Origin of the sequence: Streptomyces sp. NPDC014006, assembly GCF_043088925.1 — a bacterium.
Classification (GTDB): Bacteria; Actinomycetota; Actinomycetes; order Streptomycetales; family Streptomycetaceae; genus Streptomyces.
Genome location: NZ_JBICAJ010000006.1, coordinates 103,942 through 130,856, shown reverse-complemented (window position 1 = coordinate 130,856; position 26,915 = coordinate 103,942). Strand labels below are relative to the sequence as shown.

The following is a 26,915-nucleotide window of genomic DNA, read 5'->3' as shown; positions in this document are numbered from 1 at the left end:
GTCAACAGCGGTACCCAGATCACGGCGGTCAGTCCCGCCCATGCGGCCGGGGCCGTGGCGGTCACGGTCACCACGCCCAGCGGCACCAGCAACCCCAATGACCCCAGCGCGTTCTTCTACTACCTGGCGCAACCCTCGCTGACCGCCTTCTCCCCGGCCTCCGGCCCCACGACAGGCGGCACCACAATCACCGTCACCGGCGACAACCTCCTCGGTACGACGGCGGTGTCCTTCGGCGGGGTGGCGGCAGCCTCGTTCACCGTCAATTCCGACACAGAGATCACCGCGGTGACTCCCAGTCACGCGCCCGGCGCCACGAATGTCACGGTGACCACGCCCGGCGGCGTCAGCGCCGCCCTCGGCTACGTCTTCCTCGACGCCCCGGTGCTGACATCCCTCTCGCCCGACAGGGGACCGGCGGGGTCCGCCACGGTCGTCACGCTGACCGGCACCGGCCTTGCGACCACCACCAGTGTCCGGTTCGGCACCGCGACCGCGTCCTTCACCGTGGTTTCCCCGACGCTGATCACCGCCGTCGCCCCGGTGGGCCCCGCCGGGCCGCTTGCCGTCACGGTGACCACACCCGCGGGTACCAGCAACAGCCTGACGTACACGCGGGTGGCCGCGCCCGGCATCTGACACGCCAGGTCTCCGAGCCGCAGTGTGGCTCGCTCGCGTGGCCTCGGCCGTCGGAAAAGCCCCGGTACCCCTCAGAGGCAGGGCAGGGCCTGCCTCTGAGGGGTACCGGGGCGCCGGCCGTGGGAGCGGCGTCAGCCCAGACTGCTGCTGATCGCGTTCACCAGCTCGCCGTTCGCGGTGTCACCGCTGAACTCCCAGAAGAACGCGCCGCCGAGTCCCTGGTTCTTGGCCCAGCTCATCTTGGAGCCGATGGTGGCGGGGGTGTCGTAGGACCACCAGTTGCTGCCGCAGTGGGCGTATGCGGTGCCGGCGATCGTGCCGGTGGCCGGGCAGGACGTCTTGAGGATCTTGTAGTCCTCGATGCCCTGCTCGTAGGTGCCGGCCGCAGGTCCCGTGGCGGTGCCGCCCGGGGCGTCCTGGGTGACGCCGGTCCAGCCGCGGCCGTAGAAGCCGATGCCGATGAGCAGCTTGTTCGCGGGCACCCCGATCGCCTTGAACTTGGCCATCGCGTCGGCGGTGGTGAAGCCCGCCTTCGGGATGCCGTTGTACGAGGTGAGCGGGGAGTGCGGGGCGGTCGGGCCCTTGGCGTCCCAGGCGCCGAAGAAGTCGTACGTCATCACGTTGTACCAGTCGACGTACTGGGAGGCGCCCGCGTAGTCGGCGGCCTCGATCTTGCCGCCGGCCGAGCCGTCCGCGGTGACCGCGGCCGTGACCAGGTTGTTCGCGCCGAACTTGGCGCGCAGCGCGGACATCACGTTCTTGAAGGCCGCCGCACCCGAGGTGTCACAGGACAGGCCGCAGGCGTTCGGGTACTCCCAGTCGATGTCGATGCCGTCGAAGACGTCGGCCCAGCGCGGGTCCTCGACCAGGTTGTAGCAGGACTGGGCGAACGCGGCCGGGTTCTGCGCCGCCTGGCCGAAGCCGCCGGACCAGGTCCAGCCGCCGAAGGACCACAGCACCTTGATGTTCGGGTACTTCGCCTTCAGCTCGCGCAGCTGGTTGAAGTTGCCCCGCAGCGGCTGGTCCCAGGTGTCGGCGACGCCGCTGACGGACTGGTCGGCGGTGAAGGCCTTGTCGTAGTCGGCGTAGGAGTCGCCGATGGCGCACTGGCCGTTGGTGACGTTGCCGAAGGCGTAGTTGATGTGGGTGATCTTGGCGGCGGAGCCGGAGGTCACCAGGTTCTTGACGTTGTAGTTGCGGCCGTAGATGCCCCACTCGGTGAAGTAGCCGAGCTTGACCTTGCCGCCGCCGGTGGGCGGGGGAGTGGTGGTGCCGCCGGTGGTGTGCACCTTGACCGCGCCGCTGACCGGGCCGGTCTGGTCGGCGGTGTCGCGGGCCTGCACGGTGTAGGAGTAGTCGGTGCCGGCGCTCAGCCCGGTGTCGGTGTACGACGTGGTCGTCACCGTCGCCACCTTGGCGCCGTCGCGCAGCACGTCGTAGTTCTTGACGCCCTTGTCGTCGGTGGCCGCGCCCCAGCCGATCTTCACCGAGGTGTCGGTCACGGAGGAGGCGGTCGGGGTGCCCGGCGCGGAGGGGGCCGCGTCACCCGGGACGGTGGTGCCGTCGCAACTGTCGCCGTTGAGCTTGCAGTTGGACGGAGAGCCCGGGCCGGCGCCGTTGAAGCCGAAGGAGACGGCGGCGCCGGGGGCGATGGTGCCGTTGTAGGACTTGTTCTTCGCGGTCCAGTGGGTGCCGGAGGAGGTGACGTCGGCGTCCCAGGCGGAGGTGACGGACGTGCCGGTGGGGAAGTCCCACTCGATGGTCCAGGAGCTGATGCTGCTGGTGCCGGTGTTCTTGACGGTCCACTGGCCGCCGAAGCCCGTGCCCCAGTCGCTGGTCTTCGTGAAGGTCGCCGTCGCGTTGCCCGCTGCCTGGGCGGGACCCGCGAGGCCGACGAGGCCGGCCAGGGGGAGCAGCAGGGTCGCGAACCCTGCCGCGGCCCGGTGTCTGAAGCGCATGGAGCGCCTCCTCTGTATGTGGGGATGTCAGGGGCATGACTGAGCCTTCATGCCACGGTGCCGCGAGAATAGAAAGGTCTGGACCACGGGTCAATAGGTCTGGACCAGTTGACGGAAGGGGCTCTAGATCCCCAACTCCTGCGCGAGCACCGCCGCTTGCACCCGGCTGCGCAGCTCCAGCTTGCCCAGCAGTCGGCTGACGTGCGTCTTCACCGTCGCCTCGGCCATCTCCAGCCGCTCGGCGATCCCCGCGTTCGACAGCCCCTGCCCGAGACAGGACAGCACCTCGCGTTCGCGCCGGGTGAGGACGTCGAGAACGGCCGGATCGGCCCTTGCCTCCCGCGTCGGCCTGGCCGCGAACTCGGCGATCAGCCGCCGGGTGACCGCGGGTGCGACGATCCCTTCCCCGCGGGCCACCGTGCGCACCGCCTCGATGAGGTCGCTCGCCTCGGCGCTCTTCAGCAGGAATCCGGCCGCGCCCGCGCGCAGCGCGCCGAAGACGTACGCGTCGAGGTCGAAGGTGGTCAGCACGAGGACGTCCGCGAGCCCCTCCGCCACCACCTGCCGGGTCGCCGACACCCCGTCCAGACGCGGCATCTGGACGTCCATCAGCACCACGTCCGGCCGCAGCTCCCGGGCCAGCGCCACCGCCCGTTCCCCGTCGTCCGCCTCCCCTACGACGTCGATGCCGGGCGCGCTGCGCAGGATGAGCACCAGCCCGGCGCGCACGGCGGACTGGTCCTCGGCGACGAGGACACGGATCACCGCGGGTCTCCTTCCGACAGGGGCAGAGTCGCGTGTACGACCCAGACGGCGCCCTCGGGCCGGGCCGTGAACGTCCCGCCGAGCAGGGAGGTCCGCTCCCGCATGCCGACGAGCCCCGCGCCGGCGCCGGGGGCGCGGGGACCGGAGTGACCGTCGTAGGGGCTGGTCACGGTGACGTCGAGGCGGTGGTCCCGGCGGGCCAGCGACACGGTGACCCGGCCGGCGGAGGCGTGCTTGAGGGCGTTGGTCAGGGACTCCTGGACGATGCGGTAGGCGGCGAGGCCGACCGGTGCGGGCAGCGGGCCGTGCCCGGCGTCCAGGCGGACGTCGAGTCCGCCCGCGCGGGCCGCCTCGACGAGTGCGCCGAGTCCGTCCAGGGTGGGCGCGGCGGCCGGTTCGTGATCGCCGCTGCCGTCGCGCAGGATGCCGATCAGCCGCCGCATCTCGGCCAGCCCGTCGACGCTGTTCTCCCGGATGACGGCCAGCGCCTCCCGGGTGGTCGCCGGGTCGTCGATGGACAGGGCGGCGGTGGAGTGGATGGCGATGGCCGACAGATGATTGGCGACGAGGTCGTGCAGCTCCCGCGCGACGCGCGCCCGCTCCGCGGTGACGGCCTGGGTCCGGTCCAGCTCGGCCAGCAGCGCGGTCTGCTCGGCACGCAGCCGGGCCGCTTCGGCGGCGTCGCGGTGGTTGCGCACCAGCGCCCCGGTGGCGGCCGGAGCGAAGGACACCACGGCCGCGCCGAGGCCGACGAACAGCGCCTGCGGGCTGCGCCACCAGATCAGGAAGCCGAGCGTGACGCCGGCGCTGGCCAGCCCGGTGACGACCGGGATCCGCCGGGCGGCGGCCGGTGAGCCGTACAGCACGGCGGCGTAAGCGAGATCGGTGTACATCAGGATGGTGGCCGCGTTGCCCGTGGTGAACATGTCGAAGACGAGCGCCAGGGACCCCGCCGCCAGGGCGAACTGCGGCCGGGTGCGGCGCAGCAGCTCCAGGGCCGCCATCACCGCCAGCGAGATCAGCCCCCACGTGGACGACAGCACCCCGCTGCCCGAGGTGTACAGGCCGAGCGCCCACATCACGACCCCGCCGAGCAGCCCGGCGACGGCGACGTACACGTCGAACCGGTGCGGTCGGGGGAGTGTCACGGCCATGCCCTTATCCAACACGGCCCGTGACCCCCACGCGTGCACCCCGGGAAGGGTCCCGGACTGCATCTTTCGATGTACCGCGAGTTCGTCTCCGGCGACGACGAAACCGGCGCCGGGCGGCGGAAGCCTGGAGGGACGAACGAAGGGAGCGAACCGTGATCGTCGGGTTGATCATCGCCTGCGAGGTGGCCTTCTGGGTGCTGCTCGCGGCCGGGCTGGCCCTCCGCTACGGCCTGAGGATGCCGCGCACGGGCCTGGCGCTGCTGCTGTGCGAGCCGCTGCTGGAGGTCGTGCTGTTCGCCGTCACCGCGATCGATCTCAAGAACGGCGCCCAGCCGGACTGGCGGCACGGGCTGGCGGCGGTGTACATCGGCTTCACGGTGGGGCTCGGGCACGCGACGATCAAGTGGGCCGACGCTCGGGTCGCCCACCGCTTCGCGGGCGGCCCGCCGCCGGTGCGGCCGCCGAAGCACGGCATGGCCCGCGCCGTCCACGAGTGGAAGGTCGCGGGCCGCTGGATCCTGGCGTCCACGGTCGCCCTGGCCCTGCTCCAGGCGGCCGTCTGGTACGTCGGCGACGACGGCGACACGGGCTCGCTGCGGGCGTGGCAGATGCGCATGGTGTGGCTGATCGGCATCAACGTGGTGATCGCGGTCAGCTACACAGTGTTTCCGAAGCGGGCGCCGGCCCGATCCGACTGACGAGGCCCGCGTCCGTAGACGGTGGCGCCATGGACGCCCCGACCCTCGGACCGCCTGCGCCCGGCGGAGCCTAGCGCTCGCCCCCCGGGACCCACAGCACGTCACCTGTCTCCTTGTTCGCCGTGCGGGCCAGGATGAAGAGGAGGTCGGAGAGGCGGTTGAGGTACGTCGCCGTCAGGGGGTTCATGACGTCTCCGTGGGCCTCCAGGGCCGCCCATGTCGAGCGCTCCGCGCGGCGTACGACCGTGCACGCCTGGTGGAGCAGGGCCGCGCCCGCGGTGCCGCCGGGGAGGATGAAGGAGCGCAGCTTCTCGAGCTGCTCGTTGAAGCGGTCGCAGTCCGCCTCCAGGCGGTCGATGTAGAACTGCTCGACCCTGAGCGGCGGGAACTCCGGGTTCTCCACGACCGGCGTCGACAGGTCCGCGCCCACGTCGAACAGGTCGTTCTGCACGCGGGTGAGGACCTTGACGACCTCCTGACCGAGGTTGCCCAGCGCGATCGCCGTGCCGATCACCGCGTTGGCCTCGTTGGCGTCGGCGTACGCGGCGATGCGCAGGTCGGTCTTGTGGACCCGGCTCATGTCGCCGAGGGCGGTGGTGCCCTGGTCGCCGGTCCTGGTGTAGATGCGCGTCAGATTGACCATGCGGCCAGCGTAGTTACGCGCCGGCCTTCCGGAACACTCGTGTGCCCACTGTCACGGCGAGCGCCGCGAATCCGACGGCCACCAGGACGCCGTACAGCATGTGCGCGGTGGCGTACTGGCCGACGTAGGCGTCGCGCATGGCGTCCACCAGGTAGCGGAACGGTACGAAGTGGGACAGGACGTCCAGCCAGTCCGGGGCCAGGGTCATCGGCAGCATCAGGCCGGACAGCAGCATCGACGGCATGGAGACGGCGTTGATCAGCGGCCCGAACTCCTGCGGGGTGCGCACCTTCATCGCCACCGCGTACGACAGCGACGCCAGCGACACGGTCAGCAGCGCGACGAAGGCGAAGCCGATGAGGACGCCGGGCAGGGGAGCCCGCAGCCCCATCGGCAGGGCCGCGAGCACCAGCAGCACCGCCTGGAAGACGAACACCGTGGCCTCCCGCAGGACCCGGCCCAGCAGCAGCGCGAGCCGGCTGGCGGGCGTGACCCGCATCCGCTCCACGATGCCCTGGCCGTTCTCCAGGATGATCATGAAGCCTGCGAACAGCGCCCCGAAGAGCCCGAGTTGGAGCAGCAGGCCCGGCACCAGAACCTGCCAGGAGCTGCCCGTGCCGCCCAGCGGCAGATCGGTGAGCAGTGGCCCGAAGAACAGCAGGTACAGCAGCGGCATCAGCGCGCCGAAGAGCATCGCGAAGCGGGAGCGCAGGGTCTGGCGCAGATAGCGGCCGTAGATGAGTGCGGTGTCGTGGAACAGCATCTGTCCGGGTGTCCTATACGGCTACGGGGGCGGCGTCGGCCGGGGCAGCGGGCCCGCGGCCGGTGATGGCGAGGAACGTGTCCTGGAGCGTGGCGTCGATCGAGCCGCCGTAGCGGAGCTTGAGCGCGCTCGGCGCGCCCTCGGCGACGACCGTCCCCTTGTCGGCGATCACCAGGCGGTCGGACAGGGCGTCGGCCTCGTCCAGGTAGTGCGTGGTGAGGAAGACGGTCGTGCCGTGCTCGTCGCGCAGCCGCCGCACCAGGTCCCACAGGTCGGCGCGGCTGCCGGGGTCGAGCCCGGTGGTCGGCTCGTCGAGGAAGAGCACGCGCGGGCGGTGGGTGAGGGCCATCGCGACGTCGAGGCGGCGCCGCTGACCGCCGGAGAGCGTGCCGCACTTGCGGTCGAGCAGCTCGGTGAGGCCGAGATCGCGGGCGAGTTCGCCGGCGCGCGCGACGGCTTCACTCTTGCTCAGCCGGTACAGCCGCCCCTGTGTGACGAGCTCCTCCCGCACCCTGATCTGCGGGTCGACGCCACCGGACTGGGCGACGTAACCGCAGGCCCGGCGCACACCGACCGGGTCGGTCGCCAGGTCGTGCCCGGCGATGGCGGCGCTGCCGCCGGTCGGCTTCAGCAGGGTGGTCAGCATGCGCAGGGTGGTGGTCTTCCCGGCGCCGTTGGGCCCGAGGAAGCCCAGGATCTCGCCCTCGCGGACGGTGAGGTCGATGCCGCGTACGGCCTCGACGGGGCCGTGTTTGGTCGTGAAGGTGCGCGCGAGTCGGCTCGCGCTGATGACTGCTGGCATGCGACCAGAAAAACAGAGTCCCTGAAATTTTGCAACGACCCCAAGTTTTCAGTGAAGCCAACAAAGCTAGGATGGGGGCATGGCAGAAGGGCTCAGGGAGCGGAAGAAGCGGCAGACCCGGCAGTACATCTCGGATGTCGCCACGGGTCTGTTCCTGGAGCGCGGCTTCGAAGCGGTGACGGTCGCGGAGATCGCCGACGCGGCGAACGTCTCCGTCAACACCGTCTACAACTACTTCCCCGCCAAGGAGGACCTCTTCCTGGACCGCTCGGCAGGCGTCGTCGACCGGCTGGCCCGCTGGGTCCGGGGCCGGGACGTGGGGGAGTCCGCGGCCCGCGCCGTCCTGCGGGAACTGCGGGAGGAGGTCGAGGCCGTCTCGCCACGCGTCGGCCTGATGGAGGGATACAGCCGCTTCATGCGCGTCATCCACGACGCGCCGACGCTGCGCTCCCGCTTGTGGAGCCTTCAGCAGGAGAGCCACGACAACCTGAAGGCGGCCCTGTGCGAGGAGACCGGCGCCGCCGAGGACGATCCGCTGCCGGACCTGATGGCCGGCCAGATCTGCTGGATCTACGCGACGGTGTTCGCCTCCATCGGCCGCGCGATGCTGAAGGAACGGAAGCCGGCGGAGGTGTCCCGGGAGACGCTTCAGCTCCTCGACGAGGTCGAGGAGCTGCTGAGTGAGCGGGTACTGGAGTACGCGGTGCGCGCGGGTTAGACCGCCTGGCCGGGCGGTACCAGGGTGCGCAGGACGTCGAACTCGTTGCCCTCGGGATCGGCCATGACCACCCAGCTCCGGCCGGAACCCTGACCCACGTCCACCCTGGTGGCACCGAGGCCGAGCAGTCTGGACACCTCCTCCTCGGTACTGCGGTCGACCGGGCTGACGTCGAGATGGAGCCGGTTCTTCACGGTCTTGCCCTCGGGCACCTCGATGAACACCAGCGTGGGCGGCATCTGGCGGCTGCGGACCTCCTCGACGGTCGGCACCCAGGAGCCGATCTCGACCTTGCCCTCGCTCCGGTCGATCACCTGGAAGCCCAGGACGTCACACCAGAAGGCCGCGAGCCTCTCCGGATCGTGGCAGTCGACGACCAACTCGGTGAACCTGCTTGTCATGTCTCTCCCTGACAGTGCGGGCAGGCGGTGCTGCCCGGCTCGTTCGGCGTCGTTGGGGGTGAGTGCCGCTACGTCTGCCGGGGTTGTGCTTTCATCCTGTCCAACGGCGAGGCCGTCACGTTCGCGCACGCCACCAGGTACCACTCCCGAGCGGACCTCGTCTGCGTGCCCGTCCACCACGCCCCTCCGGCACGTTGGGCGCTGCTGTGGCGGACCGCTGCCGAAAACGACCTGATCCGCTCCCTCGCGCACGCCGGCCGCCTGGTCGGAACGGGCGATTCCTGACGCCGCGGCGCACGCGGGTCCGCCGGTCGACGACGGCTCAGCGCAGCCCGTCGACGAACGCCTGCCAGGCGGCTCCGCCGATGAGCAGGACGGGACCGGCGGGGTTCTTGCTGTCCCGCACGGGGACGGTGCCGGGGTGGTTGTCGGCGACCTCGAGGCAATCACCACCGGTGTTTCCGCTGTAGCTGGACTTACGCCACTGGGCGTTCCTCAGGCTGGGAGCGGTCTCCATAGCGTTCCTCCATTACACGCGCGATCAGTGCCGCCGAATCCTCTACGGGGAGGGCTGCGGCCTGCAAGCGAGCGTAACGGAGTACTGCCTCCCTGACGGTCTCGGGACTTGCGGTCATATGGCCCGAGATCAGGTCTTCCGTGTAGACGATGTCAGGGTCGTCCTCGAATCGGAGCGCGTTAAACGAGCCCGCCAGGCTGGCGTGTTCACCCACCGAGTTCGGCAGCACTTGGATGTGCACCCAGCGGTGGCGGGTGAACTCCAACAAGTGGGCGAGTTGGCGCCGCATGACGTCGTTGCCCCCGATCGGCCGGAGCAGCACTGCCTCGTCCAGGACCACCCACGCGAGCGGAGGCTGCTCCCGCTCCAGGATGCGCTGACGCTCCATACGGGCCGCGACCATACCCTCGAGGTCGTCCGGCATGCCGGTGGCGAGCACGGCCCGCGCGTACTCCTCCGTCTGCAACAGCCCGTACACCAGCTGCGCCTGATACGTGGAGATGTACGTCGCCTTCGCCTCCATCTCCGCGTACGGCTGGAACCACGTCGGCAGTTGACTCCGCAGCACCAGCCCGATCAGCCGCGAGAACAACCCGTCCGTGCCCAGCGCAGCGTCCACCCGCTCGGAGAAGTCCCGCGTGGGGACCTTTCTCGTCGTCTCGATCTGGCCGATCAGTGACCCCGTACAGAAGATGATCTCGCCGAGCTGGCCCTGGCTCAGGCCGGCGGCCTCGCGGTGGCGGCGCAGTTCCCAGCCGTAGTAGTCGAGCGGGGAAGCGGTGGGATCGAGACTCTGGACGTTGGCCACGTCGTACCTCCGGCCTGCAACACCTCACGGCGTTGATTTCGCTGCGTAGTCGAGCGTATGCGATCCGTCGCACGGTGGTGGCATGAACGATGTGACCGGTCCGCGGATGACGGACCTCCAGCCGCACTACCGCGCCGAGTTCGGGCTGGGCGGGCACTCGGTGCGGCATCTGCGCCGCATCCTGCGGATGTACCTGCTGCGCGCGGGCCTGCCGGATCTGGCCGACGCGGCGGAACTGGCGCTCACGGAGCTGCTGACGAACGTCGTCCGGCATGTGCCCGGCCGCCGCTGCGGGATCTGCATCCTGCTGCTGCCGGGCGCGGTCCGCGTGGAGGTGTCCGACAGCTGTGCGCGGATGCCGGTGCGGGGGAGCGGGGAGTTGCTCGCCGAGGGCGGGCGAGGGCTGCTGCTGGTGGAGGCGGTCACGGACCGGTGGGGGGTGACGCCCCACCCCACCGGCGGGGGCAAGGCGGTGTGGTTCGAGTGCGTGGCCAAGTCGGGGGAGGGGTGACGACGATCGCCCCCCGGGGATCCCGGGGGGCGATCGTCTGGCTCCTGCGGTGGGGGCTCAGCCGCCGATCAGTCGGTGCTGTCGCTCAGGCCCAGCACCTGTGGGTCGTCAACCGGCTGCGGCCCTCGTTGGTGGTGTCGGCGAAGTCGAAGCCCGGGGCGTCCGACGCGTGCCAGAAACGGGAGGACAATTCCCTTGCTGTCGCCGTCGTCATGTGCGGGCACGGCATATGCGGCCTGGGGTAGCGCGCTGCTTGTCAGTGCGGCCACGACCAGGCACGCAATAAGCCTGCCTCGTGTGGGTCTCACTGCAACTCAATCCTTCTCCCGGACGTCATAAAAGGTGCCGAAAACGTCCTGCATGCCTGGTGACCGGACCAGGGCGGACGTAGCGGCGCGGCGGTTCCAATCACCCGGCTGACGCCGTGTCAAGTGACCTCGCACGTCCGACAGGTCGCCCATCCTGGAATACCGGCGCCCGGTTTGTCCGCTCAGTTGCGAACGCTGCTCGCCATCGCGTATAAGGAGCCGTTTCCGGAGCGGAAAGGGAATTGGCGTGGGCGAGGAAAAGTCGTCGGGCCGGGCTGCCGAAAAGACACCCGGAACGACCGAGGTGATGCCGGAATCCGCGAATGCGGCGGAAAGTGCGCGCCCTTCGTCACGCCGCCCCGACCGTGCCGGGCTGCTGGTGGCGGCCGTCGCGCCGGCCGCGTGCGGCGGCCTGGTGCTGTACGGCGTCCTCGCGGGCACCGGCGGCGTCGGAGACAAGGAGCCGGCGCGCTCACACATCCCCAACCGCATCCGTCACCTACGAGGTGACCGGCACCGGCACCGCCGACCTCACCTGCCAGGCGCGCAGCGAGTCCGGGACGGCGACCGTGGTCCGCGGTGCCCGTCTGCCCTGGCGTACGACGGTCGACGTACCCGTCGGCAAGGACCCGCTCATCAGCATCGTGCTCGGTGAGGACGGCGGCACCGCGCGCTGTGCTCTCGCCATCCGCGGCCGGCACGTCCAGGGCGCCACGGCCACCGGTTCCTTCGGTCGCGACATGCTCCGGCGCGGCCCCCGCGGGCGGCGAGGCGCGAGGCTGAGCCCCGTCTGCCGCTCGGCCCTGCCCCTGCCCCTGCCTCTGTAGGCCCTACTCCTCGAAGGTTTCCTCGTGCTGCCCGACATACCCGAAATGACCCCTGCCAGACCGTCCTCCCTCCGCACGCGCAGGGCGCTCGCCGCGGCCGCCGCCGGCGGGGCACTGCTCCTCGCGTCCGGCTGCGGAAGCGACGGAGGTGACACCCGGTCCGCCGAGCAGGTGGCGGCGGACGTGAGCGACTCGGCGGCGACGCCGGGCGATGCGGCGAGCCCGTCCGCGTCGGCCTCCGCCTCGCCGTCGCCGTCGCCCTCGGTGTCCGCGTCGCCCTCCGCCTCGCCGTCCGCGACCTCCTCCACCGCCGCGCCCGCGTCTGCCGGGGCGAGCGCCGGGGCGTCGTCGAAGCGGACCGCGTCCGCGGCCACGTCCGGCTCGGGTGCCGGCACCGGAAGCGGTGACTCCGGGACCGCGAGCGCCCCCGACTTCCCCGTCCCCGTCCAGGTGGGCGACGCGACCCAGATCATCACCGTCAGGGCGAGCGGCTCGTACGCAACCGTCACGGCCTGGGCCAAGGGATCGTCCGGCTGGAAGGCGCAGTTCTCGACGGGCTCCGGGCGGGTCGGCTCGAACGGCGTGACGGACGGGTCGACGCGCCGCCAGGGGACGTACACGACGCCCTCGGGCACCTACACCATCACCGAGGGCTTCGGCGTCGAGTCGAGCGGCACGAGCATGCCGTACCACGTGGTCGACTCCGACGACTGGTGGGTGGAGGACCCGGAGTCGCAGTTCTACAACTCGATGCACGGCGAGCAGGGTGCCGACTTCCCGCTCACCGAGTCCGGCGACCGGGGCAGCGAGCACCTCGTCAACTACCCGACCCAGTACGCCAAGGCCCTGGTCATCAACTACAACCGCTGGCCGGCCACGCCGGGCCGCGGCGCCGGGATCTTCCTCCACGTCAACGGCTCGGGAGCGACGGCGGGTTGCGTGTCGGTGCCGCGCGCCACGATGGACAAGATCATGGGATGGATCCGGCCGGGCGCCCACCCACGCATCGCGATCGGCTGACGCGCACGGCACGGAGCCTGCTCCTGGGGAGCATCCGGGGTGGATCTGCTTCACGACGCGGACACCGACCGCAGGCCGCCCTGGGACGGGCTCCGCGAGCAGGCCCCGGGTGCTGTGCACCGGCGTGCGAGGAACGGGGAAACGCCGCGGGGGTGGTTTTCTGCGGATTGACCGGAGACCGGGGTATGCGTCCCTTTCCCCGGCGAGCCGTGCCGACGCCGCGTCAACTCCCGCCGTCGCCGGACGTGACCGGCGTCTCACCCCGTGAGACGTGAAACGCGTTACTAACTCCGCCGCGCCGCCCCTCACGAGCGCTAGTGTCCGCCGGAGAGAAGTTGGCCCCTGCGCGACCCTCTCCCTGCCCGGTGGCGCCTCGGTGAGTACAGGCCCGAGGCGCCGGGCGCACCCTCCGAGCGGACGAGGGGACGGGACGCCGGGGCCTGACGACAGCGCGTATCAGGGGAGTCGCACAGTGGCACGGAAGCTCGCCGTCATCGGGGCCGGTCTCATGGGGTCCGGCATCGCCCAGGTCTCCGCGCAGGCGGGCTGGGACGTCGTCCTGCGCGACGTCACCGACGAGGCACTCACCCGCGGTACCGACGGCATCAAGGCGTCGTACGACAAGTTCGTGGGCAAGGGCAAACTGGCGGCCGAGGACGCCGAAGCCGCCCTGGCCCGCATCACGCCCACCACCGATCTGGACGCCGCCGCCGACGCCGACCTCGTCGTCGAGGCCGTCTTCGAGAAGCTCGAGGTCAAGCACGAGATCTTCCGCGCGCTCGACAAGATCGTGCGCCCGGAGGCCGTCCTCGCCTCCAACACCTCCGCGATCCCGATCACCAAGATCGCCGCGGCCACCGAGCGCCCGGAGCGGGTCGTCGGCGTGCACTTCTTCTCGCCGGTGCCGATGATGCAGCTCGTCGAGCTGGTCCGCGGCTACAAGACCAGCGACGAAACCCTCGCCACCGCCCGCGAGTTCGCCGAGTCCGTCGGCAAGACCTGCATCGTCGTCAACCGCGACGTCGCCGGGTTCGTGACGACCCGTCTGATCTCCGCGCTCGTCGTCGAGGCCACCAAGCTCTACGAGTCCGGTGTCGCCACCGCCGAGGACATCGACATCGCCTGCAAGCTGGGCTTCGGCCACGCCATGGGCCCGCTCGCCACCGCCGACCTGACCGGGGTCGACATCCTGCTGCACGCCACCGGCAACATCTACACCGAGTCCCAGGACGAGAAGTTCGCCCCGCCGGAGCTGATGCGCCGGATGGTGGACGCCGGTGACATCGGGCGCAAGAGCGGGCAGGGCTTCTACACGTACTGATCACCGCACTCACCCCGGAGAGGTCACTCTCCGGGGTGAATCTGGTATCGGTTCGCTTACAGCCAGCAACCGCACCGCCGCCGGCGCAGTCAGACCTGGCACACCCACGTCATGGAGTAGCCACCGCACTCACCCGAGGAGCGCATATGCACATCAGGGGCGACCACGTCGAGCTGGTCGTCGGGGGCCGCCTCGACGTCCGCAGCGCGGCGGACGCCCGTACGGTCCTGCACTCGGCGGTCGACGACGGCGTCGGCGACCTCGTGCTCGACCTGTCAGAACTGGACTCCTGGGACGCCACCGGGCTGGGCGTCATCATGGGCGTCCACCGCCGGGCCGGCCGCTGCGGCCGCCGCCTGGTGCTGCGCGGCGTACCCCCACAGATGCAGCGCCTGCTGGTGGCGACCCGCCTGCACCGCATCCTCGCCATCGAAGGCGGCCTGGCCGTGGACTCCCTTCCGCGGGTGTGACCCCGGCGCACGGGGGCACCCGTCGCAGGCCGAGACCGGCGAAACGCCCGCCGCGCCCAATCCTCACCGGACTGTGACGTCTCGGACGGCACGGTACCCCGGGCTGTCGGAGATACTGAGCGAAGGTTTACGGTTCGTCTGCCCGCCGCCCGCAACCCTCGACCGGGCACCGGACCAGAAGCGACAGCGCAGTGTGCAGCAAGGCCGGGAGGGGCTACCGCCACACGACGCTTTTGGGGGGCTTGAAACCTATGGACCCGAACACCCAGGGGCCCGAGGAGCATGGCCGCGAGGGTGACGGCCACGCGCCGCGCCCGCGCCCGTCCAGGGATCCCCTCACACCCGACCTCGGCCAGCACGGGCCCGCGCAGGCCCGCATGGTCCAGGTCATCTCCGGCGACCTCCTGCTCACCGTCAACCCCGTCGACGGCAGCGAGATAGAGCCCTGCCCGCCCGCAGGACAGCCCGAACGTCCCGCCCGGCGCACCACCGCCGAACGCGCCGACGCCGACCGTGCCGCCGCGCCGCCCGTCCCGCCCGGACCCGCCCGGCCCGCGCTGCCCCTCTTGGGCCGCGACGAGGAACGCGAACGCCTGGTCCGCCTCCTGGCCCGCGGCCGCTCCGTACGCCTCACCGGCCCCGCCGGCTCCGGCCGCACCAGCCTCCTCGACCTGGTCGCCGAGGACTGCGCGGACCTCGCCCCCGACGGCATCGTCCGCCTGAACGGCTTCCACCGCACCGCCGACGACCTGCTGCACGACCTCTTCCGCACCGTCCACAGCGCGCCCCGGCACCGCCCGGCCCGCGACGAACTGCTGCAGTACGTCCGCGACATCGGGGCCGTCGTCGTCCTGGACGACCTGGAGTTCGGCGGGGCGGCGCTCGACGAGCTGCTCGACGCCACCCCCGAGTGCGCCTGGCTGCTCGCCGCCACCCCCGACGTGGCGGCCCCGTCCGCCGACTCCGCCGTCGAGGAGGTCTTCCTCAGCGGACTCGACCGGGCCGGCGGCGTCGACCTCATCGAGCAGTCCCTCGGCCGGGTCCTCACCGAGGACGAGGCCAACTGGGCGGGCGATCTGTGGTTCGAGTCCGAGGGCCTGCCGCTGAGGTTCGTCCAGGCCGGCGCCCTGCTGCGGCAGCGCGACCGGCTGCGCGCGGGCGCCGACGCCGTCGACGAGTACGGCGTCTTCGAGGACGCGGTGCCCCTCGACGCGCCCGTACCGGCCGAAGGGGAGGAGGACGTACCGCTGCCCTCTCTCGGCGAGGCCGCCGCGCCCGCCCCGCTGCTCGCGTCCCGCCTCAGCGCCTCCGCCCGCGCCACCCTGCGCTTCGCCGTCGCCCTCGGCGGCGAGGTGCCGCACCAGGCGCACCTGCCCGCCCTCGTCGGCGACACCCACGCCGACGCCGCGCTCGGCGAACTCGCCGCCTGCGGACTGGTCTCCCCGGTCGGCGCCCGCTACCGGCTCGCCGCCGGGGTGCAGACCCAGCTGGAGGCCGCCGGATACGCCGACGACGCCACCGAGCAGGCCCGCACCGCAGGCCGGCACTACACCTGGTGGGCCGGACACCCCTCGGTCACCCCCGAACGCGTCTGCGCCGAGGCGGACGCCGTCCTCGCCGCCCTCACACCGCTGGTGTCCGCGGGCCCCGAGGAGGAGGACGGCGAGCACACGGCCGTAGCGCTCGCCCGCGCCGCCGCGCCCGCGTTCGCCGCGGGACTGGAGTGGGGCGCCTGGGAGCGGGCCCTGCGCTCGGGCGCCGAGGCCTCACGGCTCGCCGGCGAGGTCGCCGAACAGGCCTACTTCCACCACGAACTGGGCGTCCTCGCGCTGTGCGCCGGCCGGCTCGACCGGGCCCGCGCCGAACTCGAGGCCTCCATCGGGCTGCGCGGGGCGGTCAGTGACAAGCGCGGTACCGTCGCGGGCCGCCGCGCTCTCGCCCTGGTCACCGACCGCGCGGGCGACGTGCCCGGCATCCCGGTGACGGCGGGGGAGGAGGTGACGGCCGCCCGCTCCGAGAAGTCCGCCTCCCCGGCCGCCGGTGTGCTCGCGCCGATTCCGCCGCTGCCCCGGCCCGCCCCGGACGAGGGCGTCACCCTCGTCACCCGCCAGGCCGCGCCGGCTCCCCACGGCACCGCCGCCAAGCCCCGCGGCGGCCTGAGGAACCTGGCCCGCCGCAATCTCGTCGCGGCCGGCGCCGGAGCGCTGCTCGTCGCCGTGCTCGGCGCGGTGGTGACGCTGGGCGCCACCTCCGACAACGACGCGCACACCCCGTCCGACCAGGTCGGCGTCAACCCGTCCGCCAGCCAGGACATCGACGAGGGCACCGTGGGCGCCGACACCCCGCAGAAGAACGCCGACGCCCCCCGCGGCGGCCCCGGCACCCCGACCAGCCACCCCACCGACCCGGGCCCCGACGGCACGTACGGCACGGCGGACGACCCGACTCCGACGGCGGCGGAGCCGTCCGACAGGCCGACGGGGACGCGGGAGACGGGGGGAGGGCCCACCACCCAGCCGTCGGACCCGGCGCCGCCGAACCCGCCGACGAAGACGTCCCCGAAGCCGACGACGTCCCCGAAGCCGTCCACGTCCACCCCGTCGTCTCCCACGCCGACCGACCCGGGGACGACCACGCCGTCCGAACCGCCGACCGACACGTCGTCCCCCTCCACCTCCGACACCGCGAGCGGCCCCGCCTCCTCCAGCGCCCCCGCCAGCTCGGCGAGCGCGCCGCAGAGCGGCACGGCGAGCAGCACGGAGTCGGTGATCTGACCCCGCGTACGGTGAAGGGCCGGACCCCCACGGGGGCCCGGCCCTTCACCGTCGTACGCCTGCGGGTGTCAGAACAGCCGCAGCTTGTCGTCCTCGATGCCGCGCAGGGCGTTGTAGTCCAGGACCTGGCAGCCGATGCCGCGGTCCGTGGCCAGGACGCGGGCCTGCGGCTTGATCTCCTGTGCCGCGAAGATGCCGCGCACCGGCGCGAGGTGCGGGTCGCGGTTGAGGAGCTCCAGGTAGCGGGTCAGCTGCTCGACGCCGTCGATCTCACCGCGCCGCTTGATCTCCACCGCGACGGTCTGGCCGTCGGCGTCCCGGCACAGGATGTCCACAGGGCCGATCGCGGTCATGTACTCCCGCCGGATGAGCGTGTAGCCCTCGCCGAGGGTTTCGATGCGGTCGGCGAGCAGCTCCTGAAGGTGCGCTTCGACGCCGTCCTTGATCAGACCGGGGTCGACACCGAGCTCGTGCGAGGAGTCGTGGAGGATCTCCTCCATCGTGATGATCAGTTTCTCGCCCGCCTTGTTGACGACGGTCCAGACGCCTTCCTCCTCGCCCGTGCCCTCCTTCAGGGTGCACGGCGGCGACATCCAGTTCAGGGGCTTGTAGGCCCGGTCGTCGGCATGGATGGAGACGCTGCCGTCCGCCTTGACCAGGATCAGTCGGGGCGCGGAGGGCAGGTGGGCGGTGAGCCGGCCGGCGTAGTCCACGGAGCATCGGGCAATGACGAGACGCATGGTCGGCAACGCTACTCGACGGACACCCGTGCACGCGATTCGCCCTGTGAGCCGCCCCTAATCTCCCTGATTCCACCTGTTCCACGCTGGCCGATTGTGTGCCCAACTGGGCGTTCCTATCTGCCCATTCGCCTGGTGCCGTCACGGTCTGTTGCCTACCGTAGAAACGGGAGGTCGCTATGCGTGTACTCACCGTGTTCGGTATTTCGGCATGGCGGGCTCCTCTTTCCGTGTCCGGCAACCCCTGCTGTGCGGGGGTGCGAGAGGAGAACCCATGTCGCTCGACGTCTCACCGGCCCTACTCGAACAGGCCGAGCGAGGCGAGGTCGACGAAGCAGCATTCGTCGACTGCGTCCGGACCTCCCTGCCCTACGCATGGGAGATGATCAGCTCCCTGGTGGCCCAGCTGAAGGTGGACGGTGGCGAGTTCGCCGACAACCAGACGCCCCCGCCGGACGAGCAGGCGCGCGGCCAGCTGCTGCGCGCGCTCGCCAGTGACGCGATACGCGGTGCGCTGCAGCGGCACTTCGGTGTGCGGCTGGCCTTCCAGAACTGCCACCGCGTGGCGGTGTTCCCGCTCGATGCCTCGGTGGACGAGACGCTGGCGCGCTTCACCTCGATCCGCAACCAGTTGCTGAACCAGTCCCCGGAGCTGCGGGACTGCTGACGCAGGGAGCCACCCGCTTGCCGCTCCGCCCGTGGGAGGTGCAGACATCGAAACCGGAGCGGCAAGCTCCCCGGGACGCTCTCAGGACAGATGGGGGAGCACTTCGGCGCCCAGGCGCCGGACGTTCTCCTCCGTCGCCGCGAGGTCGCCCGAACCCTCCACCAGCAGGGCGAACCGCGAGATACCGGTCCGCTCGCTGGTCGCCGTGAGCCGGTCGACGGCGAGCCGCGGCGTGCCCACCGGGTGCAGCCCGCACAGCAGCTCGGTGTACGCCAGCGGGTCCCGCATCCGCCGCTGCCGGCCGTCGACGGTGACATGGGCGTCGAGCCCCTGCTTCAGCCAGCCCGGCATGGCCTTGGTCAGCGTCTCCACCGCGTCCGTGCGCCGGTCCGCGAGTTGGCAGACGCCGGCCGAGACATGCGCCGCCGACCGGATCTCGTCCTCCGCGCGGCCCGCCGCCCGCGCGGAGCGCCGCCACAGGGCGACCATCTCGGCCTTCTCCTCGTCCCCGATGTGCATCCCGAGCAGCATCGGCAGGCCGCGCGCGGCCGCCATCCGCACACTCGACGGGGACGTGCACGCCACGATCACCTCGGGACCCGGGTCGTCCGTCAGCGCCTCCGAAGGCCGCGGCACGACGGGCACTTCGCGGAAGCGGAACCGCTCGCCGTCCGCCGACACCCGCGCGTCGCGCAGCCAGCGCGTCAGCAGATCGAGTGATTCCGGGAAGCCGTGCTCGTACGCCCCGAGGCCCGGTCCGAACACCTCCAGGTCCACCCACGGGCCGCCCCGCCCCACCCCCAGCGAGAACCGGCCGCCGCTCGTCAGATGCAGCAGCGCGGCCTGCTCGCCGAGCGCGACAGGATGCGTCGTCGGCAGCACGCTGACCGCCGTACCCACCCGCAGCCTGCGGGTACGGCCCAGCAGCAGCGCGGCCAGGGTGACGGCCGACGGACACGTGCCGTAGGGCACGAAGTGGTGCTCGGCCAGCCAGGCCGTGTCGAGCCCCGCCGCCTCGGCGACCTCCGCGGAACGGACCGCGCGGTGCAGCGCCTCTCCCGGGCCCTGGCCGGGGAACTGGGCCGCCAACACGAAACTTCCAACGCGCATTGCTTTTCCTGCTTCCTCGGCTCCGACGCGGAGCTCCCCCACCCGGCATAACCGTCTGACACGTGCCGAGGACACGGCCTGACGGAGTAATTTGCGGATTGTCGGGAGAATCCCGGGGAACGCCGCGCCCCGCAGGGGGACTTGACGAGGCCCATCACCCACCCTGGAGCGGGGAGTACCCCGGAGCGCGCCGCGTACGCTGGAAGCGGCCCGTGCTCCCTGTATAGCTCCGTGAGGTGTTCCGTGTCCCCGCGTCGCAACCGTCCCAAGGGCTCCGGTTCGCAAGGCCGCAGCGCCGAGGACGACCAGTCGAGCCGTTACGGCGGCTGGCAGTCGTCGGTCAGCTGGCAGGGCGAGGACTGGAGCGTGCGGCACGTGGCGGGCTCGAGCGCCCAGGGCAAGAGCTACCGCTGCCCGGGCTGCGACCAGCTGATCCCCGGCGGCGTCCCGCACGTCGTCGCCTGGCCCGAGCACATGGGCGTCGACGACCGCCGCCACTGGCACAAGGCCTGCTGGAACGCCAGAGACCGCCGCACCACGCGGGTGCAGCGGTCCCGTAACGCGCCGAGGTTCTAGTACGTTCCTGTACGTCCCTACACGTCCCGCTTCTCCAGCAGCGCCCACGCGCCGGCGAACGCGGCGGCCGTCGCGCCGAGGGCGATCCACAGCGGGTCCCAGCCGGAGGGGCCGGACTCGCCGATGGACGCGGTGTAGAACACGCCGAGCTGGGTCGGGATCGAGTAGTCGAACAGGAACTCGCGGACCTTCTGCAGCGACTCCGTCACCATGAACAGGGCGATCACCAGCGGGGCCAGCACCAGGCCGATCATGATCGTGATGGCGCCGGCGGAGTGCCGGATGATCGACCCGATCAGCATGGAGAACAGGCCGAGCAGCGCCATGTACAGCGAGATGCCGACGGTGGCCTTCAGCCACTCCCCGCCGGACGGCTCCGCCGCGTCGGAGAGGATGCCGGTCAGCGCGAACGAGACGAACGCGGTCGACACCAGCGTGACCGTGAACACCACCGTGAACAGCACGACCGCCTTGGCCGTCAGCACCCGTGCGCGCGTCGGGCAGGCCACCGTCGTGGTGCGGATCATGCCGGTGCCGTACTCCGAGGCCGTGGTCAGCACGCCGAGGGTCATGACGCACACGCTGCCGAGCAGCACCCCGAAGAGGCCGTACGGCAGGGCGCTGGCCTGCTGCAGACTCTCCGGGGAGGCGTTGGCCGCGACCAGCGCGCCGGTCATCAGTCCGATGCCGACGACGAGCAGCACGAACACGCCGAGCGTCCACAGCGTGGAGCGCACCGAGCGCAGCTTGGTCCACTCGGAGGCGATGGCGTGCCCGAGGTGCGTGCGCACGATGGGGATCGGCGAGGTGTAGGCGGGGGCGCCGGGCGCCGTCTGCCAGGTCGGCGCGGCCTGCGGCGTCGGGATCTGGGGCGAGCTCATCGGGCGTCCTCGGACTGGGCGGTGGTCGGTTCGGCGGAGGATGCGGCGGCGGACGCGGGCTGCTGGGCCTGCGGCGCGGCGGCCTGCGCGGGCTGCGTTGCCTGGGCGGGGGCCTGCGTTGCCTGGGCCGGCGGGGCGACCGGCTGGGCGGGGGCCTGCTGCGCGTACGGGTTCACCGGGGCGCCCTGTCCCTGCGGGGCGCCGTACGGAGCCTGGCCCGGTGTTTGCGCCGCGCCGTACGGGCCCGGCTGGCCCTGGGGTGCCGGGAACGGCTGCCCGCCCTGCTGGGGCGGCGGCGGGGCGTACCAGCCGGGCTGGCCCTGCCCGGGCACCGGCACCGGCTGCTCGGCGCCCGGCGGCAGCGGCTGCTGCAGGCCGGCCTTCTGGTCGATCGTGGAACGGTAGTCGACGGCGGCCTGCGTCATCCGCATGTACGCCTCTTCCAGCGAGGCCTGGTGCGGGCTCAGCTCCCACAGCCGTACGTCGTGCTCGTGGGCGATGTCGGAGATGCTCGGCAGCGCCAGCCCCGTCACCCGCAGCGCGCCGTCCTGCTCGGGCAGCACCTGGCCGCCCGCCTCGGTGAGCGCGGCCGTGAGCTTCTCACGCTGCTGCGGCTCGGTGTCCGGGGTGCGCACGCGCGCGAAGCCGGCGGAGTTCGCCGCGATGAAGTCCTGCACGCTCATGTCGGCGAGCAGCTGCCCGCGCCCGATGACGATGAGGTGGTCGGCGGTGAGCGCCATCTCGCTCATCAGGTGCGAGGAGACGAACACCGTCCGCCCCTCGGCGGCCAGCGCCTTCATCAGGTTGCGCACCCACAGGATGCCCTCGGGGTCGAGGCCGTTGACCGGCTCGTCGAAGAGCAGTACCTGCGGGTCGCCCAGCAGGGCGGCGGCGATGCCGAGCCGCTGGCCCATGCCGAGCGAGAAGCCCTTGGAGCGCCGCTTCGCCACGTCCTGGAGGCCGACCACGCCGAGCACCTCGTCGACGCGGCGGGCCGGGATGCCGGACAGCTGCGCCAGGCTCAGCAGGTGGCTGCGGGCGGAGCGGCCGCCGTGCACGGCCTTGGCGTCCAGCAGGGCACCGACCTGGCGGGCGGCGTTGGGCAGCCGGCGGTAGGGGTGGCCGCAGATCGTGACCGACCCGGCGGTGGGGTTGTCCAGGCCGAGGATCATCCGCATGGTCGTCGACTTGCCAGAGCCGTTCGGCCCGAGGAAGCCGGTGACGGCGCCGGGCCGTACCTGGAAGGAGAGGTTGTACACAGCGGTCTTGTCGCCGTAGCGCTTCGTCAGGCCGACTGCTTCGATCATGCTCCGCACCCATCGCAAGGTTCAGGACAGCAGGGCACACGCCCCCGTAAGGGTTAGGAGGATATCCACGCGCTGACGGTTCCACCCAAGAGAAGGCAAAGGCTATGCGTCACGCCGCTTCAGCAGGACGTAACCGCCGGCCAGGACCGCCGCCACCCACGCCACCATGATCCCGAGGCCGCCCCAGGGACCGTACGGGGTGTCGTCGCCGACTGGGGTGACCACCTGCATGATCCTGCTGCCGGCCTGGTCGGGCAGGTACTGGCCGACCTTCTTCGTCGCGCTGACGTTGCCGAGGATGTTCGAGATCAGGAAGAAGAACGGCATCAGGATGCCGAGCGACAGCATCGGCGAGCGCAGCATCGCGGCGACGCCCATCGAGAACACCGCGATCAGCGTCATGTACAGACCACCGCCGACCACCGCACGCAGCACCCCCGGGTCGCCGATCGAGGCCCGGAGCTCGCCCAGCATCGCCTGCCCGAGGAAGAACGTGGCGAAGCTGGTCGCCATGCCCACCACCAGGGCCAGCCCGGCCGCGACGGCCACCTTGCTGAACAGGAACGTGCCGCGCCTGGGCACCGCGGCCAGCGAGGCACGGATCATGCCGGTGCTGTACTCGTTCGACACCACCAGCACCCCGAACACGATCATCGCGAGCTGCCCCAGGGTCATCCCGGCGAAGCTGACGAAGGTCGGGTCGAAGGAGAGCCGGTCACGCCGGCTCATGGTGTCGAACTCGTTCTTCGACAGCGCCGAGATCAGCATGCCGAGGGCGATGGTGACCACCACGGCGAGGGAGAGCGTCCAGAGGGTGGACGCCACCGACCGGATCTTGGTCCACTCCGAGCGGATGACCTGGACCGCCGCCATGGCTCAGCTTCCCTTCTGCCATTCGGCGCCCCACGGCTGCTGTGCCGCCGGGGGTGTGCCGTCGTGTGCGTGGTACTCCACCGTCTGCGCGGTCAGCTGCATGAACGCCTCCTCCAGCGAGGCCTGCTGACTGCTCAGCTCGTGCAGCACGATCTGGTGCTGGGCGGCCAGCTCGCCGATCTGCTCGCTCTTGCCGCCCTCCACCTCCAGCACCCCGCCGCCGGTCTCCACGACGGTGATGCCCGCCCGGTGCAGCACGTCCAGCAGCCGCTCGCGCTGCGGGGTGCGGATCCGGACGAAGGCGCGGGAATTGCGGGCGATGAAGTCGGCCATCGAGGTGTCGGCCAGCAGCCGGCCCTGCCCGATGACGACCAGATGGTCGGCGGTGAGCGCCATCTCGCTCATCAGATGGGAGGAGACGAACACCGTCCGCCCCTGCGCCGCCAGAGACTTCATCAGGTTGCGGATCCAGTGGATGCCCTCCGGGTCGAGGCCGTTCACCGGCTCGTCGAACATCAGGATCCGCGGATCGCCGAGCAGCGCGGCCGCGATGCCGAGCCGCTGCCCCATGCCGAGCGAGAACCCCTTGGTCTTCTTCTTCGCCACCGCCGTCAGACCGACGGCCTCGAGCACCTCACGCACCCGGGGGGCGGGGATGCCGTTGCTCTGCGCGAGGCACAGCAGGTGGTTGTAGGCGCTGCGCCCGCCGTGCCAGGCCTTCGCCTCCAGCAGCGCGCCGATGTACGTCAGCGGGTCCTTCAGCTGGTCGTAGTGGATGCCGTCGATCCGCACATCCCCGGCCGTGGGCCGGTCCAGGCCCAGGATCATCCGCATGGTGGTCGACTTGCCCGCGCCGTTGGGACCGAGGAAGCCGGTGACGATGCCGGGTCTGACGGTGAAGCTCAGATTGTTCACCGCCACCTTCTCGCCGTACCGCTTGGTCAGCCCCTCGAGCTCGATCATGCGGCCACGCTAGGACGGAACGAAGCCCTCCGCCAGTGCTGGCGGAGGGCTTCGTCAGTCGTTCGGACGCCATATCCCGGGCGTTGGCGAACGCGGTCAGCGCGACTGCTGCGCCGGCACCCCACGAGAAACCTGCTCGTCGTCACCGGGCGTGCCCGCGGCAGCGACCGCCGCACCGGTCAGCGTGGCGAGCATCTCGCGGACGTTCGTCAGCTGGGCGTTGATGGAGTCGCGGCGGTTGGTCAGCGCCGCGAGCTCGCGCTCGGATTCCGAGCGGATGCGGTCGGCCTTGGCGTTGGCGTCGGCCACGATGTCCTCGGCCTGGCGCTGGGCCGTCTCCACCGTCTGGCGGGCGCGGCGCTCGGCGTCCGTGCGCAGCTTCTCCGCCTCCAGGCGCAGCTGCTCGGCGCGGTGCTCGATCTCCGCGAGCCGCTTCTCGGCCTTGGCCTGACGGGAGGCCAGGTCGCGCTCGGACTGCTCACGGCGCTTGGCGAGGTTCGTCTCGAAGTCGGCGGCGGCCTGCGCGGCCTTGGCGCGGGTCTCCTCGAAGAGGGCGTCCGCCTCCTCACGCTTGGACTGCGCGTCCTTCTGGGCCTCGCTGCGCAGCTGCGCCGCCTCGGCCTTGGCCTTCTCGACGATCCGGACGCCCTCGTCCTCGGCCTTCGCCTTGCGCTCGGAGGCGTAGGACTCCGCGTCGTTGCGCACCTGCTGGGCCGCCGACTCGGCGAGGTCGCGGTGCTGCTCGGCCGCGCGCCGCGCCTCCTCGCGCAGCTCCTTGGCCTCTTCCTCGGCAAGACGCAGGATCTTCTCGACGCGCGCGCCGAGCCCGGCGTAGGACGGCTCGGCGTCCGTCACCTGGGCCTGGGCGTTCTGCGTTTCGAGGTGCAGCTCCTCGATGCGCTTTTCCAGAGCGGTGATACGGGAGAGGGCCTGGTCACGGTCGGAGACGAGCTTGGAGATACGTTCGTCCACCTGAGCGCGGTCGTACCCACGCCGCACAAGCTCGAAGCCGTAGGGGGAAGTGTCGCTCATGGGGTTCCTGTCGAATGAGACCGGTGAGGTGATAGGTGGAATCCTAGGGGTCAGAACGGCGTGTCATCGAGCGGATACGCGTTTGAGCCGGAGAATGACACCCCTTTTGAGTGGCTGAACGGCGGACCACTTGCCAAGACACCGTCAAAGGCCCTGTCCAGGGCCCTGGAACACCATCGCGTCACGTCCGCTTCCCCTCCGAGCCATTGGTCCAGGCTGACCCCTCAGGGCCCGCCGGCGCTAGCCGTCCGACGACTTGCCACCCGAACGAGGGGCGCCGATCGTCGCACCCGCCTTGACCGCGGAGTCCTTGCCCGGCGACGGTGCTTCGAAGGACTCCAGCGCCTCCAGGACGTCCTGGACGCGGGAGATCTCGGCGTTGATGTCCTCGCGGCGCCGCACCAGGATCTCCAGCTCGCGCTTGCCCTCCTCGACCGTGCGCCGCGCCTCGCGGACCGCCTCGGCCTTGAGCTCCTCGGCCTCCTTGACCAGCCTGGCCTTCTTCTGCTCGGCCTCCTTGAGCAGTCCCTCGGCCTTCTTCACGGCCGCGATACGGACCTTGCCCGCCTCGGAGTTGGCCTCCGAGACGATCTCCTTGGCCTTCGCCTCCGCCTTGGCCAGCTGCTCCTCGGCGGCCTTGATGAGCGCGTCGCAGCGGTCGCCCGTCGACTTCATCGTCTCGGCGGCCTCGCGGCGGGCCCGCTCGTGCAGCTCCTCGATCTCGGAGGTGATGCGGTCGCGCAGCTCCTCCGCCCGCTCCCTTGTCTGGGTGGCGTCCCGGCGCGCGCCGACCAGCAGCTCGTCCGCGTCCGAACGCGCCTTCTCCACCATCTGGTTGCCCTCGATGGTCGACTCGGAGACGATCCGCTCGGCCTCCTTGCGGGCCGCGCCGACCATCGTGTCCGCCTGCGACTCGGCGTCCGCGGTCGTCTTCAGCGCCTGCTGCTGAGCCTCGGTGAGCAGCTTGTCCGCCTCGGCCGTGGTCTCCGTGATGAGCTTGTCGACCTGCTCGGCGGCCTCGCTGCGCCGCTTGTTGGCGTCCTTGCGGGCCTCGTCCAGGGTGCGCTCGGCTTCCTCGCGGGCCGCCGTGACCAGCCGCTCGGCCTGCTCGGCCGCCTCCGCCTTGACCCGCTCGGACTCGGTACGGATCCGCTCGGCGTGCTGCTGGGCGCTGCCCACCGTCTCGGCGGCCTCGGCACGCAGCCGCTCCGCCTCCGCCGTGGCGTCCCCGACCAGCTTCTCGGCCTTGGCGACCGACTCCGTGCGGACCCGCTCGGCCTCCTCCAGTGCCTCGGTGCGGACGCGTTCGGCCTCGGCGACGGTCTCCGTGCGCAGCCGGTCGGTCTCCGCGATCGTCTCGGTGGTGAGGCGTTCGGCCTCGCTGCGGGCCTCGGTGATGAGGGTGTCGGCCTGCGCCGCGGCGTCCGAGCGGATGCGGTTGGCGTCCTCCCGGGCGTCCGCCCGCGTACGGGTCGCGTCCTGGTCGGCCTGCGCCCGGATGTCGGCGGCCTCGGTGCGTAGCCGGTCGGCCTCCTGCCGCCCCTGCGTGCGGACCCGATCGGCATCCTCCAGCGCCTCGGTGCGGACGCGTTCGGCCTCGGCGACGGTCTCCGTGCGCAGCCGGTCGGTCTCCGCGATCGTCTCGGTGGTGAGGCGTTCGGCCTCGCTG

Annotated in this window: 27 protein-coding genes and 1 pseudogene; 11 read left to right on the top strand and 17 right to left on the bottom strand. The window is 71.4% G+C overall.

Going from position 1 to position 26,915, the window contains the following annotated elements:
• A partial coding sequence (locus ACF1GV_RS21455; protein WP_391683223.1) for an IPT/TIG domain-containing protein occupies positions 1–639 on the top strand: 639 nt, incomplete at its 5' end.
• 131 nt (positions 640–770) lie between these two features.
• Here the strand turns inward: ACF1GV_RS21455 and ACF1GV_RS21450 are convergent.
• From ACF1GV_RS21450 to ACF1GV_RS21440, 3 genes are all read right to left on the bottom strand, one after another.
• Positions 771–2,597 carry a glycosyl hydrolase family 18 protein gene (locus ACF1GV_RS21450; RefSeq protein WP_391683221.1) on the bottom strand — a complete coding sequence of 609 codons (1,827 nt, stop codon included), beginning with the start codon at positions 2,595–2,597 and terminating at the stop codon, positions 771–773.
• 123 nt (positions 2,598–2,720) lie between these two features.
• The gene (locus tag ACF1GV_RS21445) at positions 2,721–3,362 is read right to left on the bottom strand and encodes a response regulator (protein ID WP_391683218.1); all 642 of its coding nucleotides are present in this window, start codon (positions 3,360–3,362) and stop codon (positions 2,721–2,723) included.
• Entirely contained in the window at positions 3,359–4,516 is a 1,158-nt protein-coding gene (locus tag ACF1GV_RS21440; RefSeq protein WP_391683216.1) for a sensor histidine kinase, read from the bottom strand. Before ACF1GV_RS21440 ends, ACF1GV_RS21445 begins: the two co-directional genes overlap by 4 nt.
• 152 nt (positions 4,517–4,668) lie before the next feature.
• Here ACF1GV_RS21440 and ACF1GV_RS21435 point away from each other — a divergent pair, with 152 nt between their 5' ends.
• Positions 4,669–5,214 (top strand): hypothetical protein, encoded by a 546-nt coding sequence (locus ACF1GV_RS21435; RefSeq protein WP_391683213.1) that lies wholly within the window; start codon positions 4,669–4,671, stop codon positions 5,212–5,214.
• A gap of 70 nt (positions 5,215–5,284) precedes the next feature.
• Here the strand turns inward: ACF1GV_RS21435 and ACF1GV_RS21430 are convergent, their stop codons facing one another.
• Genes ACF1GV_RS21430 through ACF1GV_RS21420 form a run of 3 tightly spaced genes read right to left on the bottom strand, consistent with a single transcriptional unit; the run spans position 5,285 to position 7,422 of the window.
• Positions 5,285–5,857: a cob(I)yrinic acid a,c-diamide adenosyltransferase gene (locus ACF1GV_RS21430; protein ID WP_363262483.1), complete on the bottom strand. Its 573-nt coding sequence runs from the start codon at positions 5,855–5,857 to the stop codon at positions 5,285–5,287.
• Between the two features lie 13 nt (positions 5,858–5,870).
• A complete protein-coding gene (locus ACF1GV_RS21425; protein WP_391683210.1) occupies positions 5,871–6,620 on the bottom strand; it encodes an ABC transporter permease in 750 nt (249 codons plus the stop codon).
• A 13-nt stretch (positions 6,621–6,633) separates the two neighbouring features.
• Positions 6,634–7,422 (bottom strand): ABC transporter ATP-binding protein, encoded by a 789-nt coding sequence (locus ACF1GV_RS21420; RefSeq protein ID WP_391683207.1) that lies wholly within the window; start codon positions 7,420–7,422, stop codon positions 6,634–6,636.
• 79 nt (positions 7,423–7,501) lie between these two features.
• Between ACF1GV_RS21420 and ACF1GV_RS21415 the strand changes: the two genes are divergently transcribed.
• Positions 7,502–8,140, top strand: a complete 639-nt coding sequence (locus ACF1GV_RS21415; protein WP_391683204.1) for a TetR/AcrR family transcriptional regulator — start codon at positions 7,502–7,504, stop codon at positions 8,138–8,140.
• Here the strand turns inward: ACF1GV_RS21415 and ACF1GV_RS21410 are convergent.
• From ACF1GV_RS21410 to ACF1GV_RS21400, 3 genes are all read right to left on the bottom strand, one after another.
• Positions 8,137–8,541: a VOC family protein gene (locus ACF1GV_RS21410; RefSeq protein ID WP_391683201.1), complete on the bottom strand. Its 405-nt coding sequence runs from the start codon at positions 8,539–8,541 to the stop codon at positions 8,137–8,139. The genes ACF1GV_RS21415 and ACF1GV_RS21410 overlap by 4 nt on opposite strands.
• Before the next feature lie 322 nt (positions 8,542–8,863).
• On the bottom strand, positions 8,864–9,058 hold the full coding sequence (locus ACF1GV_RS21405) for a DUF397 domain-containing protein (RefSeq protein ID WP_391683198.1): 195 nt from the start codon (positions 9,056–9,058) through the stop codon (positions 8,864–8,866).
• Positions 9,018–9,866, bottom strand: coding sequence for a helix-turn-helix domain-containing protein (locus ACF1GV_RS21400; protein ID WP_391683195.1), 849 nt, complete (start codon positions 9,864–9,866; stop codon positions 9,018–9,020). Before ACF1GV_RS21400 ends, ACF1GV_RS21405 begins: the two co-directional genes overlap by 41 nt.
• An 82-nt stretch (positions 9,867–9,948) precedes the next feature.
• Between ACF1GV_RS21400 and ACF1GV_RS21395 the strand changes: the two genes are divergently transcribed.
• The 6 genes from ACF1GV_RS21395 (at position 9,949) to ACF1GV_RS21370 (ending at position 17,097) form a co-directional block, all read left to right on the top strand.
• Positions 9,949–10,377 carry an ATP-binding protein gene (locus ACF1GV_RS21395; RefSeq protein WP_391683192.1) on the top strand — a complete coding sequence of 143 codons (429 nt, stop codon included), beginning with the start codon at positions 9,949–9,951 and terminating at the stop codon, positions 10,375–10,377.
• A gap of 814 nt (positions 10,378–11,191) precedes the next feature.
• Positions 11,192–11,512: a hypothetical protein gene (locus ACF1GV_RS21390; RefSeq protein WP_391683189.1), complete on the top strand. Its 321-nt coding sequence runs from the start codon at positions 11,192–11,194 to the stop codon at positions 11,510–11,512.
• A 45-nt stretch (positions 11,513–11,557) separates the two neighbouring features.
• Positions 11,558–12,532: a L,D-transpeptidase gene (locus ACF1GV_RS21385; protein ID WP_391683186.1), complete on the top strand. Its 975-nt coding sequence runs from the start codon at positions 11,558–11,560 to the stop codon at positions 12,530–12,532.
• Positions 12,533–13,004: 472 nt separating this feature from the next.
• Positions 13,005–13,853 (top strand): 3-hydroxyacyl-CoA dehydrogenase family protein, encoded by an 849-nt coding sequence (locus tag ACF1GV_RS21380; protein WP_391683183.1) that lies wholly within the window; start codon positions 13,005–13,007, stop codon positions 13,851–13,853.
• Positions 13,854–13,999: 146 nt separating this feature from the next.
• The gene (locus tag ACF1GV_RS21375; RefSeq protein ID WP_247463973.1) at positions 14,000–14,323 is read left to right on the top strand and encodes an STAS domain-containing protein; all 324 of its coding nucleotides are present in this window, start codon (positions 14,000–14,002) and stop codon (positions 14,321–14,323) included.
• A gap of 251 nt (positions 14,324–14,574) precedes the next feature.
• A complete protein-coding gene (locus ACF1GV_RS21370) occupies positions 14,575–17,097 on the top strand; it encodes an ATP-binding protein (protein ID WP_391683180.1) in 2,523 nt (840 codons plus the stop codon).
• A 68-nt stretch (positions 17,098–17,165) separates the two neighbouring features.
• On the opposite strand, the gene nucS is transcribed toward ACF1GV_RS21370, so the two are convergent.
• A complete protein-coding gene (gene nucS, locus ACF1GV_RS21365; protein WP_363262472.1) occupies positions 17,166–17,837 on the bottom strand; it encodes an endonuclease NucS in 672 nt (223 codons plus the stop codon).
• Positions 17,838–18,111: 274 nt separating this feature from the next.
• Between nucS and ACF1GV_RS21360 the strand changes: the two genes are divergently transcribed.
• Positions 18,112–18,504 carry an SCO5389 family protein gene (locus ACF1GV_RS21360; RefSeq protein ID WP_363262471.1) on the top strand — a complete coding sequence of 131 codons (393 nt, stop codon included), beginning with the start codon at positions 18,112–18,114 and terminating at the stop codon, positions 18,502–18,504.
• Positions 18,505–18,585: 81 nt separating this feature from the next.
• On the opposite strand, the gene ACF1GV_RS21355 is transcribed toward ACF1GV_RS21360, so the two are convergent.
• Positions 18,586–19,614, bottom strand: coding sequence for an LLM class flavin-dependent oxidoreductase (locus ACF1GV_RS21355; RefSeq protein WP_391683176.1), 1,029 nt, complete (start codon positions 19,612–19,614; stop codon positions 18,586–18,588).
• Between the two features lie 243 nt (positions 19,615–19,857).
• Between ACF1GV_RS21355 and ACF1GV_RS21350 the strand changes: the two genes are divergently transcribed.
• Positions 19,858–20,190: an ATP/GTP-binding protein gene (locus ACF1GV_RS21350; RefSeq protein ID WP_391683174.1), complete on the top strand. Its 333-nt coding sequence runs from the start codon at positions 19,858–19,860 to the stop codon at positions 20,188–20,190.
• A 17-nt stretch (positions 20,191–20,207) separates the two neighbouring features.
• Here the strand turns inward: ACF1GV_RS21350 and ACF1GV_RS21345 are convergent, their stop codons facing one another.
• From ACF1GV_RS21345 to ACF1GV_RS21320, 6 genes and pseudogenes are all read right to left on the bottom strand, one after another.
• Complete coding sequence (locus ACF1GV_RS21345) at positions 20,208–21,071, bottom strand: ABC transporter permease subunit (protein ID WP_391683171.1); 864 nt, start codon at positions 21,069–21,071, stop codon at positions 20,208–20,210.
• Entirely contained in the window at positions 21,068–22,378 is a 1,311-nt protein-coding gene (locus ACF1GV_RS21340; RefSeq protein WP_391683169.1) for an ABC transporter ATP-binding protein, read from the bottom strand. The genes ACF1GV_RS21345 and ACF1GV_RS21340 overlap by 4 nt, the downstream gene beginning before the upstream one ends.
• A gap of 102 nt (positions 22,379–22,480) precedes the next feature.
• Positions 22,481–23,251 carry an ABC transporter permease gene (locus ACF1GV_RS21335; protein ID WP_391683166.1) on the bottom strand — a complete coding sequence of 257 codons (771 nt, stop codon included), beginning with the start codon at positions 23,249–23,251 and terminating at the stop codon, positions 22,481–22,483.
• Positions 23,252–23,254: 3 nt separating this feature from the next.
• Positions 23,255–24,214 carry an ABC transporter ATP-binding protein gene (locus ACF1GV_RS21330; RefSeq protein WP_391683163.1) on the bottom strand — a complete coding sequence of 320 codons (960 nt, stop codon included), beginning with the start codon at positions 24,212–24,214 and terminating at the stop codon, positions 23,255–23,257.
• A 96-nt stretch (positions 24,215–24,310) separates the two neighbouring features.
• A complete protein-coding gene (locus tag ACF1GV_RS21325) occupies positions 24,311–25,246 on the bottom strand; it encodes a cellulose-binding protein (RefSeq protein ID WP_391683161.1) in 936 nt (311 codons plus the stop codon).
• Positions 25,247–25,486: 240 nt separating this feature from the next.
• A pseudogene (locus ACF1GV_RS21320) lies at positions 25,487–26,593 on the bottom strand (hypothetical protein); the annotation flags it as partial.
• Between the last annotated feature and the right edge of the window lie 322 nt (positions 26,594–26,915).